The organism is Staphylococcus sp. HMSC062H10 (assembly GCF_001836945.1).
Classification (GTDB): domain Bacteria; phylum Bacillota; class Bacilli; order Staphylococcales; family Staphylococcaceae; genus Staphylococcus; species Staphylococcus aureus.
This window is the reverse complement of sequence record NZ_KV830993.1, coordinates 66,007-81,760: the sequence shown is the minus strand read 5'-3', so window position 1 is coordinate 81,760 and position 15,754 is coordinate 66,007. Positions and strand designations below refer to the sequence as shown.

Genomic DNA, 15,754 nt, shown 5'->3' with positions numbered 1-15,754 from the left:
TAAATTAAAAGGTATGACAGCTTAAAGTTTCATCCTATTGCATTTGCAATGACTGATACTTTGATTACTGTCATACCTATTTTTTTATTCTACAACTTTTTTATTTGCTTTTCTTTTCGATAAAATTAAAGTAACTGTTATGGCAACGATGAATGATATTGTCATACCAACAAAGTAATGTAACCATCCTGCATGTACTGGATTGATTGAGATAAATCCAGGCAATCCAGCAGTTCCTAATGCGATTGCTTTAACCTTGAAGAAAGCAATATATGCTGAACCAATACCTGATCCAACGATAGCGCCAATAAATGGATATCTTAGTTTTAAGTTAACACCAAACATAGCCGGTTCTGTAATACCAAGTAATGCTGAAATACCTGCGGCAGATGCCACACCTTTTAACTTCTTATTTTGTTTAATAATAAAGAACGCTGCAATTGCTGCACCACCTTGTGCAACATTAGACATTGTCGCAATCGGGAATATAAATGATCCACCCGTTTTAGTGGCATCTGCAATTAATGTCGTTTCTACAGCTATAAAGCTATGATGCATACCTGTAATAACAATTGGAGCATACAATAATCCGAATATTAATCCACCAATTGCACCACCAAATTCATAAAGCCATGTTAAACCATCTGATAACCAGTAACCTAATTGTCGAGTGATTGGACCTACAAATGAAAATGTTAGAAATGCTGTTATAAAAATAGATAACAATGGTGTTAACAAATTATCTAACACCGTTGGAATAACTTTGCGTAACCCTTTTTCAATTGAGGCTAAGATATAAGCTGCTACAAGCATAGGTAACACTTGTCCTTGATAACCTACTTGATTAATATGCAAACCAAATACATCCCAATATGGAATAGCCTTACCTGCTTCAACTGCTTTTGGGAAATCGTATGCGCTCATTAGCGATGGATGAACCAATATCATACCTAATGCAGCACCTAAAAACGGATTGCCACCAAAACGTTTTGCTGCACTAAATCCAATTAAAATTGGTAATAATGTAAATGGTGCATTCGCAAAAACATTTATCATTTCAGCTAATCCAGCAAATTGACTATATACATCTATCAATGATTTACCTGAAAAGAATAAATCTTTCGCAGTCAAAATGTTATTTAACCCCATTAATAAACCACCAGCAACGATGGCTGGTATAATCGGAACAAAGATATCTGACAGCATTTTTACAAATCGCTGTAACGGATTCATATTTTTAGCAGATTGTGCTTTGACTTCCGAAGTGGTTGATGCTTCTTTTCCAGTTAATTTTTCCAGTTCACTAAATACTTTATTGACTGTACCAGACCCAATAATAATTTGGTATTGTCCCCCAGTAGAAAATGTCCCTTTAACTACATCCATATTGTTTAGCGCCTCTTCATTTACTAAACTTTCATCATTTAAAACTAATCGTAGTCTCGTTGCACAATGCGCCATTGCATCTAAATTCTCTTCTCCGCCTATCGCGTTCAAAATATCTTCTGCGGATTGCTTATAATTCATATATTTAGCCTCCTAATTAGAACCGGTTCCATTTATTCCACTTTATTGTAACCGGTTCCAAAAATATTTGCAACACTCTATTATCATTTTATATAAACAATTACATCACTTTTGATAGCGCATTCATTTTTATTGCTATACTACATGCATGTATATTAACATTAATTATCGGAGGTAATTTTATGAAAGAACGTGGCCATATCGAACAGCTTTGGCGTGAAGAAAAATATCATGTATTGTTACACAGTCAACAGTCTTACCAAATGATAAGGAATGCTTTAAAAAAGAATTTATCACTTCATCAAGTCCAACAAATGATTGATGATGCTTTGTTAATTGAACCGAGTATAGGAAGTGTATGTAATGCTTTTGATCATATGTGGGGATATTTTAAAAAATGTGCGAATGAAGAAGAAAGACAACAATCAAAACTACTTAAAGCTGATTTTATTAATGGTAAAATCGACACCCAAACTTTATTAGATTTTTTAGCAGAACTTGCTAATAAATATGATGTTCAATATTTACTACAAAGTCGTGTTTTAAACACAAAAAGAAAGAGATAGATTGAAACTTTAGTTGTAACGGACAAATAGTAGTCATTGGAGTTCAGCAATTCATACTTTGTACTAAAGTTTACTATAATCTATCTCTCAAGGTTTAAATGTACATATCTATATTAAAATGCGTTTCATGATGTTAGAAGATACCATACACATTTAATTAGTTACAGCATAAATCAATTTATACCCTTAATTATTACATTGTTTATATTTTAAATTCGGGGGAGTAATTTTAAGTAATATCTTGTTGCTGCTAATTCTATTGTTAATAAATTGATATTAGATGTAGAAATTGAGTGTGAAAGTTAATAATAGATGATTTAGCTAGTAACATAATTAATTCATATATAGTCAAAAAGTTCTGTTAGATACTGTTCTTGATGAATATTCTTTGATGTTAGGTGTTAGCTATTCTAGATGAGTTTCTTAGATGTGGATGCCTGTCTTGATGAAGTTATCTATGATGTTAATATAATACTTGATGTTGATTCTTAGATGTTAGTGCGATTTCAAGATGCTGATTCTTTGTTGTTGCACTATCTTGGTGCCGTTTCTAGTTGTTTATAGTTATCGCATCTCTTGATGTAAAATCTAAGATGTTTATGCATTTCTAGATGTTAATTCTTCGCTGCTTAAGAATTATCTTGATGGTAAATCTAGTTGTGCCATGCATTTTCTCATGATGAATCTAAGGTGTTAATTCATTGATGTGTGCTGTTTCTTGTTGCTTCATTATCTTGATGGTGAATTTCGTTGTCTAATGCACTTTTTCAAATGATTATTCTAATTGTTACGGCAATAACTAGATGGATTTTCTTAGATGTTCACTTTTCTAGATGTTTATACTTATCTTGATGTTTTCTAAACAGAACTTTTAAACGCTTTATTTTTTAGTAGATTGTTTAAAATTTCTTAGTTGATGGTTATTGTTGTTGATTTGAATAATTTGTAGCGAATATTTTGTAACAGGGCTACTAAGAATTTTTATAACAAGAAGTGATTTCAATCGTACTAATTTTCAGCGTTTGATGACAAAAGTGTATGTCCAAACTTAAATAATGGCGATAAAATTTAAGTCATGGGTACATTTAATGTTTTTTGATTCAAACTTCCATTTTGGTCAATTTGCTTTTTTTATAACATAGTTGAATATCAATAAAAGATTAGCAAGTTAGTTCAAAATGGCTATGTATTGTTTTATGAAATACATAGGTTTGAAATCTATATTAATTATGCACCAAATAATTTAATTAGACTCTATCGAAAATTTCCAAATTTTGCTTGCTATCTTTCTAATTTTACTTTTATATTGTGCACAATGCATAAAAACAAGCGTTTTCCTAGGAGTTTTCATTAATTTCTTTTATTTTTCACTATTACCTTTTCAAAAATATTCAACTATAATAGGTATACTATCCATGATTTTAAAAATTTCCATGTTTTACATTTAAATGATAGATTTCAATATATATTAGGCAGGAGAGAGAAATATGACATGCCAACTTAAAATACATCATACATTATCGACAATACCAAGTCGTAATATTAATAATATTATGGTGCTATTTTCACTTACAAGTAAACTCAATATTACGATTAATGGTGAAACCAAAGACGTAAGTAATTATATTATCTTAATTAACCATGGTGATATTTATAATATTAACCACGGCGAAAATATAATCGAATTAATGATACCCGTTTTTTATTTTTATCAACAAGATGATGATTTCTTTAATGGTTATTTAGATCGTCATTTATTACAATCAAGTAATTATATTAAGTCATTAATTGCCGATTTAATCAGTACACCAACAAGTTCTTCTTTAATGGGTAAAAATATAGGTCAAAGTATTATTGACACTTTACTTAAAGAAGCTTTTATAAGAATAGATCATGAATATTTACCAAATATTGCTTTAAGCAATCCGGTGTTTATAGACTGTGTAAACTATATTCATGACAATATTGATGCGCACTTGTCTTTAAAAGATATAGCGATGCATTGCAACATCTCTGAATCATATTGTTCTAATCTTTTTGTTCGATATTTGAGTATGAATTTTAAAGATTATTTTACAAGTATTAAACTTGTTAACGCCATCAATTTATTACTTTCTACAAAACATTCTATTACAACTGTTTCTGAATTGGCCGGTTTTAACAGTCATACAAATTTTGCAAATCAATTTAAGAATTACTTGCATTTTAGTCCTAAACAGTTCCGTTCACTCGTTTCCAAGATTACTGAACCACCACAAATACATTTCCAACAAGATAACGTATCACAATTCACTGAGCTAATTTCAACAATCGATTTAACAGCTCAGCTGGCTACAAATACAACAGATATTCATATAGATGATTTTAATCCAAAAGATCGAAGTCAGCGTGCCAAAGTATTTGTTCGATTTAGTAATTTCAATGAACTATTTCAATTTATTTTCAATGAATATTACGATATTAACTTTGAGCACTTACCAAAACCTGTCGTTTTCATTGACGATATTCACGATATTGAGATTAGCCAAACGAATTACAACCTGTTAAATAGATGTTTTGAAAAGCTTTTTGAAAAAAATATAGGTTTAGCAATCGCTATTAAATCAACACAACAATTCGAAACGATGAAGCAATTAATACTAACATTTTTACAAGGCAATCAAGACTATAAGACAAGCAAGAAATTAGTTAAATTTATGCTCGTATTTTGCTCTAACTCTATGACAGCAGAAGAAATTCATTTATGTCATCTTAAAATTAAAAACAAAAATAAAGAAATTAAATATAGTGTGACAGTCGATGGCTTTTTAGAAACTTATTCAACCGTGGAACAAGTTTATGATGTCATGCAGCGTCTTAAATTCCATTATTACTTTATTGATATTGAAAATTCAAAAACTGCAACACATCTTATCACTAAAAACCAACACTATCATCAAACTGACACTCATTTTGAACAGTATAAGAAATTTATTTTAGATTCAGGTATATCATCAACACAATTTGTATATAATAACCTGTCTGTAAGCGGATTTAAATATACTAATGATGGTAAGAATCCAATTCAATTATCTGACATAGTGTATCACTTAATCGCATTATTACGATATGGCGGTGGCATTAGCTATCAATTATTAGATGACCATTCAAATTATATTTCCTTGTACAACAAATATGGTAGCCCCCTACCATTAATGCATTTATATAAAATGTTTAGACCTTTTGTTAATGAAGACATTGAAATTACAAATAATTATGTATTGAGTCGTAAAGATAATAACTACCATTTCTTATTATTCAATAAAATTAATGACCGATATATGTCAGACGTAAAACAAGACTTCATTTTCCATAATGAATTACCTCAAGACTCTTTGATGATTATTAAAACATTGAATCATGAACATGGTTCAATTCAACATTTGCTTCCAACAAGCGATCAACTTGTCTATATAGAAAAAGAAATTCTAGATGAATTAGACAAAACGAATTACCCTAAAACGGAGCTTGCAGTTCAAGAAGAAACTGGTCGTACATTTGAACTCAAGTTAAATCACGACGAGGTTAAATATATTTGCTTTAAACCAAGTTAAATACTAACAGTCCTCTTGTGTTTAGTTTCTTACGTTAAAGGCTATTTATATCATAAGGAGATGATATGTAATGAGTAACTCACAAGCAATTCAAGTAATTGGAGGCGTGCTAGAGACGTCAAAAGTCGGCGTATTATCAACTGCATATAATAACAAACCTAATAGCAGATATATGGTCTTTTATAATGATGGTCTTACTTTATATACTAAAACGAATATCCATTCTGCTAAGGTCAAAGAAATTAAAGATAATCCAGCAGCATATGTTTTGTTAGGCTATAACGACACAACTAACCGTAGTTTCGTTGAGATGGAAGCGACAATCGAAATCGTTACAGAACAAGAAGTGATTGATTGGCTATGGGAAACACAAGACAAAAGCTTTTTCAGTTCAAAAGAAGACCCAGAGTTATGTGTTTTAAGAGTAATTCCGCAATCCATTAAGCTAATGAATGATAAATCATTAGAAACACCTATTAAAATTGATTTATAATATGTAAGTTTTTGGCTTTAAAATTATCCAGCAATTGAACATGTTAGCTATAAATTTCAACAGTATCCTATTTATATATATTTCGCTTTTGAAAGCGTTTAATACTTTTAACTATATTTTTATTATATAACAATATTTTAGACACATTTTATTCACATTTATTGTGATTAAGGTGTGTCTTTTTAAATTAATTTTATGTAATATAAATACTGCATTTGCAAACTGTTGTACTTTTAGGTATAACAGAATTAACTACATTTAAGGAGATTGATGAACCGTGAAAAATAAAAAAGGTTTTGGTCTTGGTATTAGTTTAATTGCCATCATGTTGATTGTATGTATTGTACTAGTAATCATGATGATGACTGGTGGAAAGAAAGATACATATTATGGAATTATGAAAGACAATGCTACAATTGAAAAAATGATTAGTGAAAAAGATGAAAGCATTGAGAAGAACGTTAAATTACCTTCAGATGCAGACGTTTCAGTTAAAAAAGGTGATTTTGTAATTGTTTATAAATTAGCAGATTCTAATAAAATTGTTAAAGTAAAAAAAGTTGATCATGACGATGTACCACATGGTTTAATGATGAAAATTCATGACATGGGTAAAATGCACATGAAACACTAATTAAGCTTTAATTTTGAGTATTATATAAGATATTAAAAGCAGCAGTAAGATGTTTTCTAATTGAAAATTATCTTACTGCTGCTTTTTAAGAATTAATGTGTCAATCTATTTCCGGTTCGCCTGCGCTTTGCGCATGCATAAAAGCCCCTAACAACCAGAGGTCCCTTCGCTTCGTTTCGCCTGCGCTTTAGCGCATGTATAAAAGCCCCTAACAACCGAAGGTACCTTCGTTTCGGTTCGCCTGCGCTTTAGCGCATGCATAAAAGCCCCTAACAACCAAAGGTACCTTCGTTTCGGTTCGCCTGCGCTTTAGCGCATGCATAAAAGCCCCTAACAACCGAAGGTTGTAAGGGGCTTTAAATGTCAGATAGTATTTTTTAAATTGATTTTAAATATTCTTGACCTTTTGCTTTATCGTATACGTTTTCCCATTTAGCAATAACAATTGTTGATAATGCGTTACCAATAACGTTTACACATGTACGAACCATATCTAAAATACGGTCAACACCAATAATTAATGCTAAACCTTGTGCCGGTAAGCCCATGGCACCTAATGTTGTTAATAAAACAACGATTGAAGTTCCTGGTACTGCCGCCATACCTTTAGATGTAATCATTAATGTTAACATCAACACAATTTGCTCTGATAATGTTAAGTGCATTCCATACATCTGTGCAACGAATAATGCTGCAATAGATTGATAAAGTGCTGATCCGTCTAAGTTAAACGTATAGCCAATCGGTATAACAAAGGATGTAATATCTTTTGGTGAACCAAAGTTTTCCATTTTCTTCATCATTACAGGAAGAACAGCTTCCGAACTTGATGTAGAAAATGCTAAAAGCAATTCACTTTTCAAGATTCTAATAATATTCATGATATTAATACCACACATCCATGCAACTAGTCCTAGTATAGCGAATACAAAGAACACCATTGCAAAGACAACAACTAATACTAATTTTAATAGTGGTAATAATGCTGATGCACCAAATGTAATAATTGTAGTACAAATGAATGCAAACACTCCAAGTGGTGCTAATTTTAAAATTTTATTAATCATCCAGAACACAGCTTCAAGCGATCCGCTTAAAAATTCTTTAACTGGTTCTGCTTTTTTACCTACTGCAGCTAATCCTAATCCAAAGAATACTGCGAAGAAGATAATAGGTAATAATTCACCCTTATTTAAAGCTTCAAAAAAGTTTGTCGGAATAATATGTACAATGGTATCAATAAAATGATTTCCATATGTAGATTGTTCTGCTGCATGTGCAGTTGATTGATATTTAGAAATATCACCTTTAGGTAATTTTGTTGGGTCTAATCCAGCACCTGGTTTAAATAGGTTACCGAAGATAATCCCTAAACCTATTGCGATTGTTGTAATAATTTCAAAGTATAAAATTGTTTTCCAGCCATAACGCCCTACAGTTTTCGATTCCCCAACGTTCGAAATAGAAAGCGCTAGTGAGCAAAATACAACTGGTATAACGATCATTTTAATTAAATTTAAAAATACGTCACCAAATGGTTTAATGTAATTTGCTACGTTTTCTTGTCCATATAATAAAAGTCCTACGACAACACCTAACACTAATGCAATAACTACTTGCATAGGTAGGCTAATTTTTCTCTTGAATAGAGCCATAGTACAAACTCCCCTTCATCTGACATCACTCAATTATATCAGAAAATTGATAATTATCTATAAAAAATTAAAATATTTATCTTTTATAGATGTCAAAAATCACTAATTTCCATACAAAAACTGTTTACCTTAAATAATTAAAATTGCAGGCACTAAACTGTTTCACCAGTTATACGTTTCACTATTTTGATGGTTTATAATTCTGATTGAAATATTTATGCTTTGCAGTTTTCAAACTTTTCTTAGTCTCTGTATCAAAGCCTTCAACAAATAATCCTTTATTAGTACTGATTGGTTGCACAACATAAGTTACACCAGGTTCATCTTTAAACGTAACTTCCTTATAGAAGAGACCTTTTTTAGCACTATACTCTGTTTTTTCTGATTTAATTTTATCTTTTAGATTTTTCTCTTCCAAGTAACTGTCAATAAGTTGAATATTCTTATGGCCTTGATATGTTTTCAGACCAAAGAAAAATGCTACAGCAACAATTAATGAAATAAATAATATAATGATAACTTTAATCGCGTTTTTTTTCTTCTTCATTATGTAACTCCTTTTTGCTTATCTATTCAGTATGAACGAATCAATTTATTTAATAAAGAGTTTTTACCAGATTGTAACAATTTTTTCTTCTCAATATTATTATAGAAATCGAATTACATACACGATGCTTTTAAAAAATTTAATAACAAATTTCATTTTACTATCTATCAAAATAATTGACTACTTTTAACAATTAAGGATGATACAATTACATTTTTTTCAATTTAAAAAATCAGTCATATCAGTCATTACCGATGAAAATACTAAGATATTGATATGTTTTGCATTATTTAACATTTAAATTCAATTATAGACAATTCGATAATTGCGATGAAATCAGTACTTGACAACTATTACACTTCATAATATTGTTTATTTTAACAAGGAGTGATTGGATGTATGTAGAAAACAGCTATCTTAGCAAACAGTTGTGTTTTTTATTTTATGTTTCTTCAAAAGAAATAATTAAAAAATACACAAACTATCTTAAGGATTATGATTTAACCTATACTGGTTACATTGTTTTAATGGCGATTGAAAATGATGAAAAACTTAACATCAAAAAATTAGGTGAACGTGTATTCTTAGATTCTGGAACACTGACACCATTACTAAAGAAATTAGAAAAGAAAGATTACGTTGTTCGAACACGCGAAGAGAAAGATGAAAGAAACCTACAAATTTCTCTAACAGAACAAGGTAAAGCAATAAAAAGTCCTCTTGCTGAAATTTCTGTTAAAGTATTTAATGAATTCAACATTTCAGAACGAGAAGCATCAGACATTGTTCATAATTTGCGAAATTTTGTTTCGAAAAATTTCGACAATTCCGACAAAAAGTAACTCCCTATCATAAGGTGATGGGCAGAAGTATGCATCGCTATGTTTATTCATTATCTTTATTACTTGTATAAATCTCGATGCTCAGTTCTTTTGCCCTGATTCCTTATCAGGCACAAATCTACCCATTTATAACATTTTTATCCCCCCTTTTACTTTATCTTTTTTTATTCTACTCATATAATGACTTTGTAATACAAATTTATATAATGGAAGTGATGATATTGAACTTCAATCAATTCGAGAATCAAAACTTTTTTAACGGTAATCCAAGTGATACATTTAAAGATTTAGGTAAACAAGTATTTAATTACTTTGCAACACCTTCATTTGTAACGAATATATATGAAACAGACGAATTATATTACTTAGAAGCTGAGCTAGCAGGTGCAAATAAAGAAGACATTAGTATCGATTTCAATAATAATGTGCTTACTATTCAAGCTACTAGAAGTGCTAAATATAAATCCGGAAAACTCATTTTAGATGAGCGAAACTTCGAATCATTAATACGCCAATTTGATTTTGAAGCTGTTGATAAGCAAAATATTACTGCTAGTTTTGAAAATGGGCTATTAACCATTACCCTGCCTAAAATCAAACCAAGCAATGACACTACTTCATCAACATCTATTCCAATTTCTTAGTTAAATTTAAAATGAATACATTACTAAAGCCTTAATGTCATGCTACTAACGTTACACATGGTATTAAGGCTTTGTCATTTAAATTTAAGAATGCTTCGTATTACATATCAACTGTGTTTCAATGAACCATATTCTTTTTGATATAAATGGCGCATTGTAAATAATGCAATGCATCCGAATACCGCTAAGAAAATAAATGCTAAATGGCTTGAACCTGTTAAATTAGCTACGTATGTGATGACCAACGGTGGGAAGAATCCTCCTAAACCACCCATCATTGATACGATACCATTTGCTGATCCTGCTTCATTTGAGAAGTATGATGGTACTAATTTAAAAATTAAGCCGTTACCAATACCTGCACAAATACTTATTGTTAAACAACCTACAGTAAATAATGCGATATGGTCTGAAATACCTAAAATAACGGCACCGATAATCATAATAACAAAATCAATCATCAGTACTTTAACTGCATTAAATTTATCACCTAGTATACCTCCTATTGGTCTCAAGAATGTTGCCAGCGCAATGAATACACCTGAACGAATACCAGCATCTACTTTGTCAATTCCAAAATGATTTACTAAGTAGTTAGGTAAGAAAATACCAAATGCAACAAAAGCACCAAAAGTAATGAAATACCAATAACTTAAGTAATATAATTTGTAGTTTTTAGATAATGTTTTCATTTGGGCCATTAATGGCACTTTAATTTTACGTTCTTGTGTGTCACCAAAAATGAACATAATTAATGCAAATAAAGCGATAATAATTAAGTAACTTCTAACTGTTGTTTGCCAACCAATAATACCCGCTATCGGTGGTGCTAAAAATGAAGAAACTGCTGTACCGATATTCCCCATACCATAAATACCATTTGCTAGACCTACTTTTTCTTTAGGGAAATATTTAGGAACTGATGTAACACCAACAGAGAAAATTGCGCCACCTACGCCAAGGAAAAATCCTGATGCCATTAACATCCCCGGCGTTTGTGCTTGGCTCAAGAAAAATATCGGGAATAACAATACGATAAAACTTGTAAAGAATACCCATTTAGCACCAACAATATTTGTTAAATAACCAAACGGCACACGGAGCACTGATCCCAAAATAACTGGTATCGCTAAAATGATTGATATTTGACCTTCAGTTACATTGACATCCTGTTTAATAAAAGGCATTAAAGGAGCAATAATACTCCAAGCCATAAATCCAACCACTAAACTTAATGTTTGTAATGTAAGTTGAAAGCCACCTTTTGTTTTGTACATACGTTTCACCTTCACCAAAATCATTTTTTTTAATAGATATCAATACTCTGCCTATATGTTAGAGGTCAATGTTATTTAATCATGCATTCATTTATATGAAAGCATTCAATATAGACAAAGTATTGACTACATATATATTTTATTATGATTGTGAAAAAGTGAACATAAGGATTTTCCCTTATTTATGGTGTAATTTCCCCTATACAATGTCCCTTTACGATGCATTTAGACACTATTTTGTCATCATTTTAATCAGATTATTAAGGAACACTCACATACTTTTCTTAAAACTTTTTCAATTAGTTACAATTACTGCTTGAAAATCACGTTACGTTACCCTTTATTCTTACAACGTAAGGAGGTTTATCATGTATAAAATCAATATTATTAGATCAGATTCAGTCTATAAGAATATACTCAAGGCACCATTAAAGGACCGTGATTCAATTTTCACTAAAGAAATATTAGTACCTTTTAAAAAGAAATTTGAGGTGCAACAGATGCCTATTTATAATGATGCCAAACAGACAATGAGTGCGATTCAATTTTTAAATGCCTTTCAAATTCCACCCAAAGAACTGGTTGAAACTGACCAAATATCAATACAATACCTGAATAATGATTTCTGGAGTAATTGCGAAAAACATTTAAAAGCTGCTATAGATCAATTTGCAAATTATAGTATCTCATCTCAAGTTTCTAACTATCATTTCACAGTATTACTTGGAGATAGCCAAAAACCACTTATGTATCTAAATAAAAATCGCGGTGGTGATGGTGGCATACCAGGTTATATTATGATTTATTTAGTGCCGAGTACAAGTACAATTAATTCTATGAAAAGCTTAATTGCACATGAAGTAAATCATAATATGCGCTATCAATATATTGATTGGGATGGCGGAAGTTTGATTGAATTGATTATCGCAGAAGGATTAGCTGAAAACTATGTAGAATCATTGTATGGTAAAGCGCATATTGGACCTTGGGTAACAAATACTAATTGGAGTCGTGATAACGTAAAAATTAAAAATACTATTTATAATCATTTACATTTAAAGCATATATTTGAATCGATGCCTTTTCTCTATGGTGATGATATTAATAAACTTCAAGGTAGGTCTATCGTTGGCTTATCTCATGCTGCCGGGTATGCATGTGGCTATCACTTGGTGAAATACTTTTTACAAAAAACAAACATACCTATTGAAGTTGCCACAACACTTCCAGCACAAAAAATAATAAATGAGGTGACTGAATTTTGGCATACACATACACTTTAAAAGATATTATTGAAATTACAGGTGTAACTAAACGAACTTTACATTATTACGATGAAATAGGATTATTAGTTCCAGATAAAAATGATAAAAATTATCGCGTTTATAAACAGCAAGACTTAGAAAAATTACAAAAAATTTTAATACTCAAGTCTTTTGATTTTGATATCGCTAAAATAAAACAATACATTTCATATGATAATGAACAAATGCGCCAGTTATTATCAGAGCAAGTAAGCAAGTTAGATAAAAAGATTTCTGAATTACAATTAATTAGACGCTCTGTATGTGAATTTATTAAAGGACACTCTCTAATAGATACCAGCATTTTAAACAAGTCACTACAGACACAGTATGATAAAGAAGCATCTATAAAGTATGGTCATACGAAGGCATATCAATCATTTATTAACCGTCAAGATAACTTACAATCACAGGATATCAGACAGAAATTGACAACGATCTTCAATCAATTCAATCAAATGTCTTTGAGTCACTTTCCTATCCAAAACTGTAATGATATCGTGGCAGAATGGAAATCTTTTATGAACACAATCGCTGATTTTGATGATGAAACATTATGCTGTATTGCTAAAACATATGAAAATGATACGCGTTTCAAAGATTACTTTAATTCATATGATAATCAAAATTTAGCATCATATATTTCAGAAGCTGTTAATTATTTTTTGAGCAATGAGAATAAGAAAGACAATTTTTAATCCTCACATAGAGACTAAAACACTGAATACACCCTAACTAACATGTCATGTCCAAAATAAACAACTACTCATTTATTCTCTATATCAATAACTATATTAAAAGTTATTCCGTTTCCAATAAAATAAGTATGGCTTTCCAAAAGGAGAAAGTATTAGCTTTCATACGGTTATAAAAAAATATATTTCGAAACATACAAAAGCGCCAGAAGATTCCCCGTTTCCTCTGGCGCTTTGTATGGTATTAATTTCAAACTCTAAAACTCTAATAATTTCTTTTTCAATGCATATTCAACGAGCTCTGGTTTACTTTTCAAGCCAAGCTTTGTCATAATATGCGTTTTATGTGCCTCTACTGTCTTTACAGAAACAAATAACTTCTCTGCAATTTCTTTATTCCCGTAACCTTTGGCAATAAGTGGCAATATTTCTAGTTCTCGTTTTGATAAGATTTTAAAAGGATCTGATGTGTTTGCAGTGTCCTGATTTGAATTAGATACAAATTCATTCACTAAAGATGTTGTAAGTTTCATATCTACATATGTTTCACCTTTATATACCGTTCGAATAGCTAACAATAATTGTTCATCAGGTGCATTTTTCAATATGTAACCTTTCGCACCATTACGCAACACATGGAACAAGTACTCTTCATCATCAAACATGGTTAATATTAAAATTTTAGTTTCAGGAAAACTGTCAGCAATTTTACTCGTAGCGATAAGACCTGACTCACCTGGTGGCATGCTTAAATCCATTAGTAACACATCAGGTTTATATTCCATTACTTTTTGATAAGCTTCGACACCATCTGCAGCTGTTGCAACAACTTCCATATCATTTTGATAATTTAAAATCATAGAGAATCCCGTGCGGACAACAGCGTGATCATCGGCAATGACTATTTTCAATTTTATTCCCCCAATGTATGTTTCAAATTGGAATGTTCAGTGTAACATTGGTGCCCTCACCAATTTTCGTTTCGATGTTGACGCTACCACTGACTAATTCAGCTCGTTCATTCATTCCATATAAACCGAGTCCAGAACCTTTAGGCTTAGAACTTGGATCAAAACCATTTCCCGCATCTATTACTTCAGCAACCAAATGGCGCCCAGTTTGACGGATACCTACATTTATTTCATTTACATCAGCGTATTTCAACGCATTTAAAATAGCTTCTTGTACTACTCGGTAAACAACCGTTTCAATATCACTATCAAAACGGGTATTTTTAATATTGGAAGTATATATGATTTTAACCCCATAATTTTCTTCAAATTGTTTAAAATATGATTTAAACGCTGCCTCAAGGCCTAAATCATCCAAAGAGGCTGGTCTTAATTCCACCGACATATTACGTATATCATCGATTAATTTAGCGACAATGTATTCAATATTTTCTGCGTCTTCCAAAAGCTTTGCTGTATCTTCTTGATATTTCAACAATCGCAATTGAACATCTACATTGAGCATTTCTTGAATCACACTATCATGTAATTCCCTAGAAATTCGTTTTCGCTCATTTTCTTGTGCGGAAATCGTTTTACGCATCATACGTTGTTGATGCAATTTTTCTTGTTGTTCAATTTGTGATGAGACATTTTGAAGCGTAAATGCATGAATCCCTCTATCCTGATCAATAAGCTGATAAGTTGCAGTAAACGGCATCACTTTTTGATCTTTCGTCTTCATAAACACTTGAAAATTCGTAGCTTGTACTTGCATGGACTCTAAGAAACAATCTTTACATGATTGTACATCATAGGCATTCGTATACCCTTCACATCTGTGACAAATCGCATTCGCTACTGCACTATAATTATCTTCTTCGGATAATATATCTTTAGCTGCATCATTCATCGCAATAATTTTACCACTATCGTCGGCAAATACTATTTTTTCGATTGAATGTTCATAGTATTTTTTTAATAAAGCTTCTAATTGTATACTGTCCTCATTAATCATGACCTACAC

General features: G+C 31.0%; 14 protein-coding genes. 8 read left to right on the top strand and 6 right to left on the bottom strand.

Annotation, left to right across the window (positions count from 1 at the left end):
- Positions 1-84 precede the first annotated feature (84 nt).
- Positions 85-1,527: a sucrose-specific PTS transporter subunit IIBC gene (locus HMPREF2658_RS11005; protein ID WP_001107110.1), complete on the bottom strand. Its 1,443-nt coding sequence runs from the start codon at positions 1,525-1,527 to the stop codon at positions 85-87.
- 182 nt (positions 1,528-1,709) lie between these two features.
- On the opposite strand from HMPREF2658_RS11005, the gene HMPREF2658_RS11000 reads away from it, so the two are divergent.
- The 4 genes from HMPREF2658_RS11000 to HMPREF2658_RS10985 all read left to right on the top strand — a co-directional run bounded on the left by HMPREF2658_RS11000 (position 1,710) and on the right by HMPREF2658_RS10985 (position 6,813).
- Complete coding sequence (locus tag HMPREF2658_RS11000; RefSeq protein WP_000664356.1) at positions 1,710-2,093, top strand: YbgA family protein; 384 nt, start codon at positions 1,710-1,712, stop codon at positions 2,091-2,093.
- A gap of 1,487 nt (positions 2,094-3,580) precedes the next feature.
- The gene (rsp, locus tag HMPREF2658_RS10995) at positions 3,581-5,686 is read left to right on the top strand and encodes an AraC family transcriptional regulator Rsp (protein WP_000128367.1); all 2,106 of its coding nucleotides are present in this window, start codon (positions 3,581-3,583) and stop codon (positions 5,684-5,686) included.
- 70 nt (positions 5,687-5,756) lie between these two features.
- Positions 5,757-6,179, top strand: coding sequence for a pyridoxamine 5'-phosphate oxidase family protein (locus HMPREF2658_RS10990; RefSeq protein WP_000071914.1), 423 nt, complete (start codon positions 5,757-5,759; stop codon positions 6,177-6,179).
- Between the two features lie 277 nt (positions 6,180-6,456).
- Positions 6,457-6,813 (top strand): DUF4889 domain-containing protein, encoded by a 357-nt coding sequence (locus HMPREF2658_RS10985; RefSeq protein ID WP_000791211.1) that lies wholly within the window; start codon positions 6,457-6,459, stop codon positions 6,811-6,813.
- A gap of 377 nt (positions 6,814-7,190) precedes the next feature.
- Here HMPREF2658_RS10985 and HMPREF2658_RS10980 read toward each other — a convergent pair whose 3' ends face one another.
- The gene (locus HMPREF2658_RS10980) at positions 7,191-8,468 is read right to left on the bottom strand and encodes a cation:dicarboxylate symporter family transporter (protein WP_001173164.1); all 1,278 of its coding nucleotides are present in this window, start codon (positions 8,466-8,468) and stop codon (positions 7,191-7,193) included.
- 181 nt (positions 8,469-8,649) lie between these two features.
- Positions 8,650-9,015, bottom strand: a complete 366-nt coding sequence (locus tag HMPREF2658_RS10975; protein ID WP_000727537.1) for a DUF3139 domain-containing protein — start codon at positions 9,013-9,015, stop codon at positions 8,650-8,652.
- 395 nt (positions 9,016-9,410) lie between these two features.
- Here HMPREF2658_RS10975 and HMPREF2658_RS10970 point away from each other — a divergent pair, with 395 nt between their 5' ends.
- On the top strand, positions 9,411-9,857 hold the full coding sequence (locus HMPREF2658_RS10970; protein WP_000289210.1) for a MarR family winged helix-turn-helix transcriptional regulator: 447 nt from the start codon (positions 9,411-9,413) through the stop codon (positions 9,855-9,857).
- Between the two features lie 215 nt (positions 9,858-10,072).
- On the top strand, positions 10,073-10,501 hold the full coding sequence (locus HMPREF2658_RS10965) for an Hsp20 family protein (protein WP_072460372.1): 429 nt from the start codon (positions 10,073-10,075) through the stop codon (positions 10,499-10,501).
- A gap of 107 nt (positions 10,502-10,608) precedes the next feature.
- On the opposite strand, the gene HMPREF2658_RS10960 is transcribed toward HMPREF2658_RS10965, so the two are convergent.
- Complete coding sequence (locus HMPREF2658_RS10960) at positions 10,609-11,778, bottom strand: nitrate/nitrite transporter (RefSeq protein ID WP_000278556.1); 1,170 nt, start codon at positions 11,776-11,778, stop codon at positions 10,609-10,611.
- Between the two features lie 368 nt (positions 11,779-12,146).
- On the opposite strand from HMPREF2658_RS10960, the gene HMPREF2658_RS10955 reads away from it, so the two are divergent.
- Entirely contained in the window at positions 12,147-13,061 is a 915-nt protein-coding gene (locus HMPREF2658_RS10955) for a DUF2268 domain-containing putative Zn-dependent protease (RefSeq protein WP_000276762.1), read from the top strand.
- The gene (locus HMPREF2658_RS10950; protein ID WP_000332070.1) at positions 13,040-13,780 is read left to right on the top strand and encodes a MerR family transcriptional regulator; all 741 of its coding nucleotides are present in this window, start codon (positions 13,040-13,042) and stop codon (positions 13,778-13,780) included. Before HMPREF2658_RS10955 ends, HMPREF2658_RS10950 begins: the two co-directional genes overlap by 22 nt.
- A gap of 254 nt (positions 13,781-14,034) precedes the next feature.
- Here HMPREF2658_RS10950 and nreC read toward each other — a convergent pair whose 3' ends face one another.
- Entirely contained in the window at positions 14,035-14,688 is a 654-nt protein-coding gene (gene nreC, locus HMPREF2658_RS10945) for a nitrate respiration regulation response regulator NreC (protein WP_000706314.1), read from the bottom strand.
- Between the two features lie 22 nt (positions 14,689-14,710).
- Positions 14,711-15,745: a nitrate respiration regulation sensor histidine kinase NreB gene (gene nreB / locus HMPREF2658_RS10940; RefSeq protein WP_000606550.1), complete on the bottom strand. Its 1,035-nt coding sequence runs from the start codon at positions 15,743-15,745 to the stop codon at positions 14,711-14,713.
- Positions 15,746-15,754: the final 9 nt, after the last annotated feature.

Coding starts and splice junctions, on each gene's coding strand:
- HMPREF2658_RS10955 (WP_000276762.1), top strand. CDS start 12,147: ATGTATAAAATCAATATTATTAGATCAGATTCAGTCTATAAGAATATA.
- HMPREF2658_RS10970 (WP_000289210.1), top strand. CDS start 9,411: ATGTATGTAGAAAACAGCTATCTTAGCAAACAGTTGTGTTTTTTATTT.
- HMPREF2658_RS11000 (WP_000664356.1), top strand. CDS start 1,710: ATGAAAGAACGTGGCCATATCGAACAGCTTTGGCGTGAAGAAAAATAT.
- HMPREF2658_RS10965 (WP_072460372.1), top strand. CDS start 10,073: ATGATATTGAACTTCAATCAATTCGAGAATCAAAACTTTTTTAACGGT.
- rsp (WP_000128367.1), top strand. CDS start 3,581: ATGACATGCCAACTTAAAATACATCATACATTATCGACAATACCAAGT.
- HMPREF2658_RS10960 (WP_000278556.1), bottom strand. CDS start 11,778: ATGTACAAAACAAAAGGTGGCTTTCAACTTACATTACAAACATTAAGT.
- HMPREF2658_RS11005 (WP_001107110.1), bottom strand. CDS start 1,527: ATGAATTATAAGCAATCCGCAGAAGATATTTTGAACGCGATAGGCGGA.
- HMPREF2658_RS10980 (WP_001173164.1), bottom strand. CDS start 8,468: ATGGCTCTATTCAAGAGAAAAATTAGCCTACCTATGCAAGTAGTTATT.
- HMPREF2658_RS10975 (WP_000727537.1), bottom strand. CDS start 9,015: ATGAAGAAGAAAAAAAACGCGATTAAAGTTATCATTATATTATTTATT.
- HMPREF2658_RS10990 (WP_000071914.1), top strand. CDS start 5,757: ATGAGTAACTCACAAGCAATTCAAGTAATTGGAGGCGTGCTAGAGACG.
- nreB (WP_000606550.1), bottom strand. CDS start 15,745: ATGATTAATGAGGACAGTATACAATTAGAAGCTTTATTAAAAAAATAC.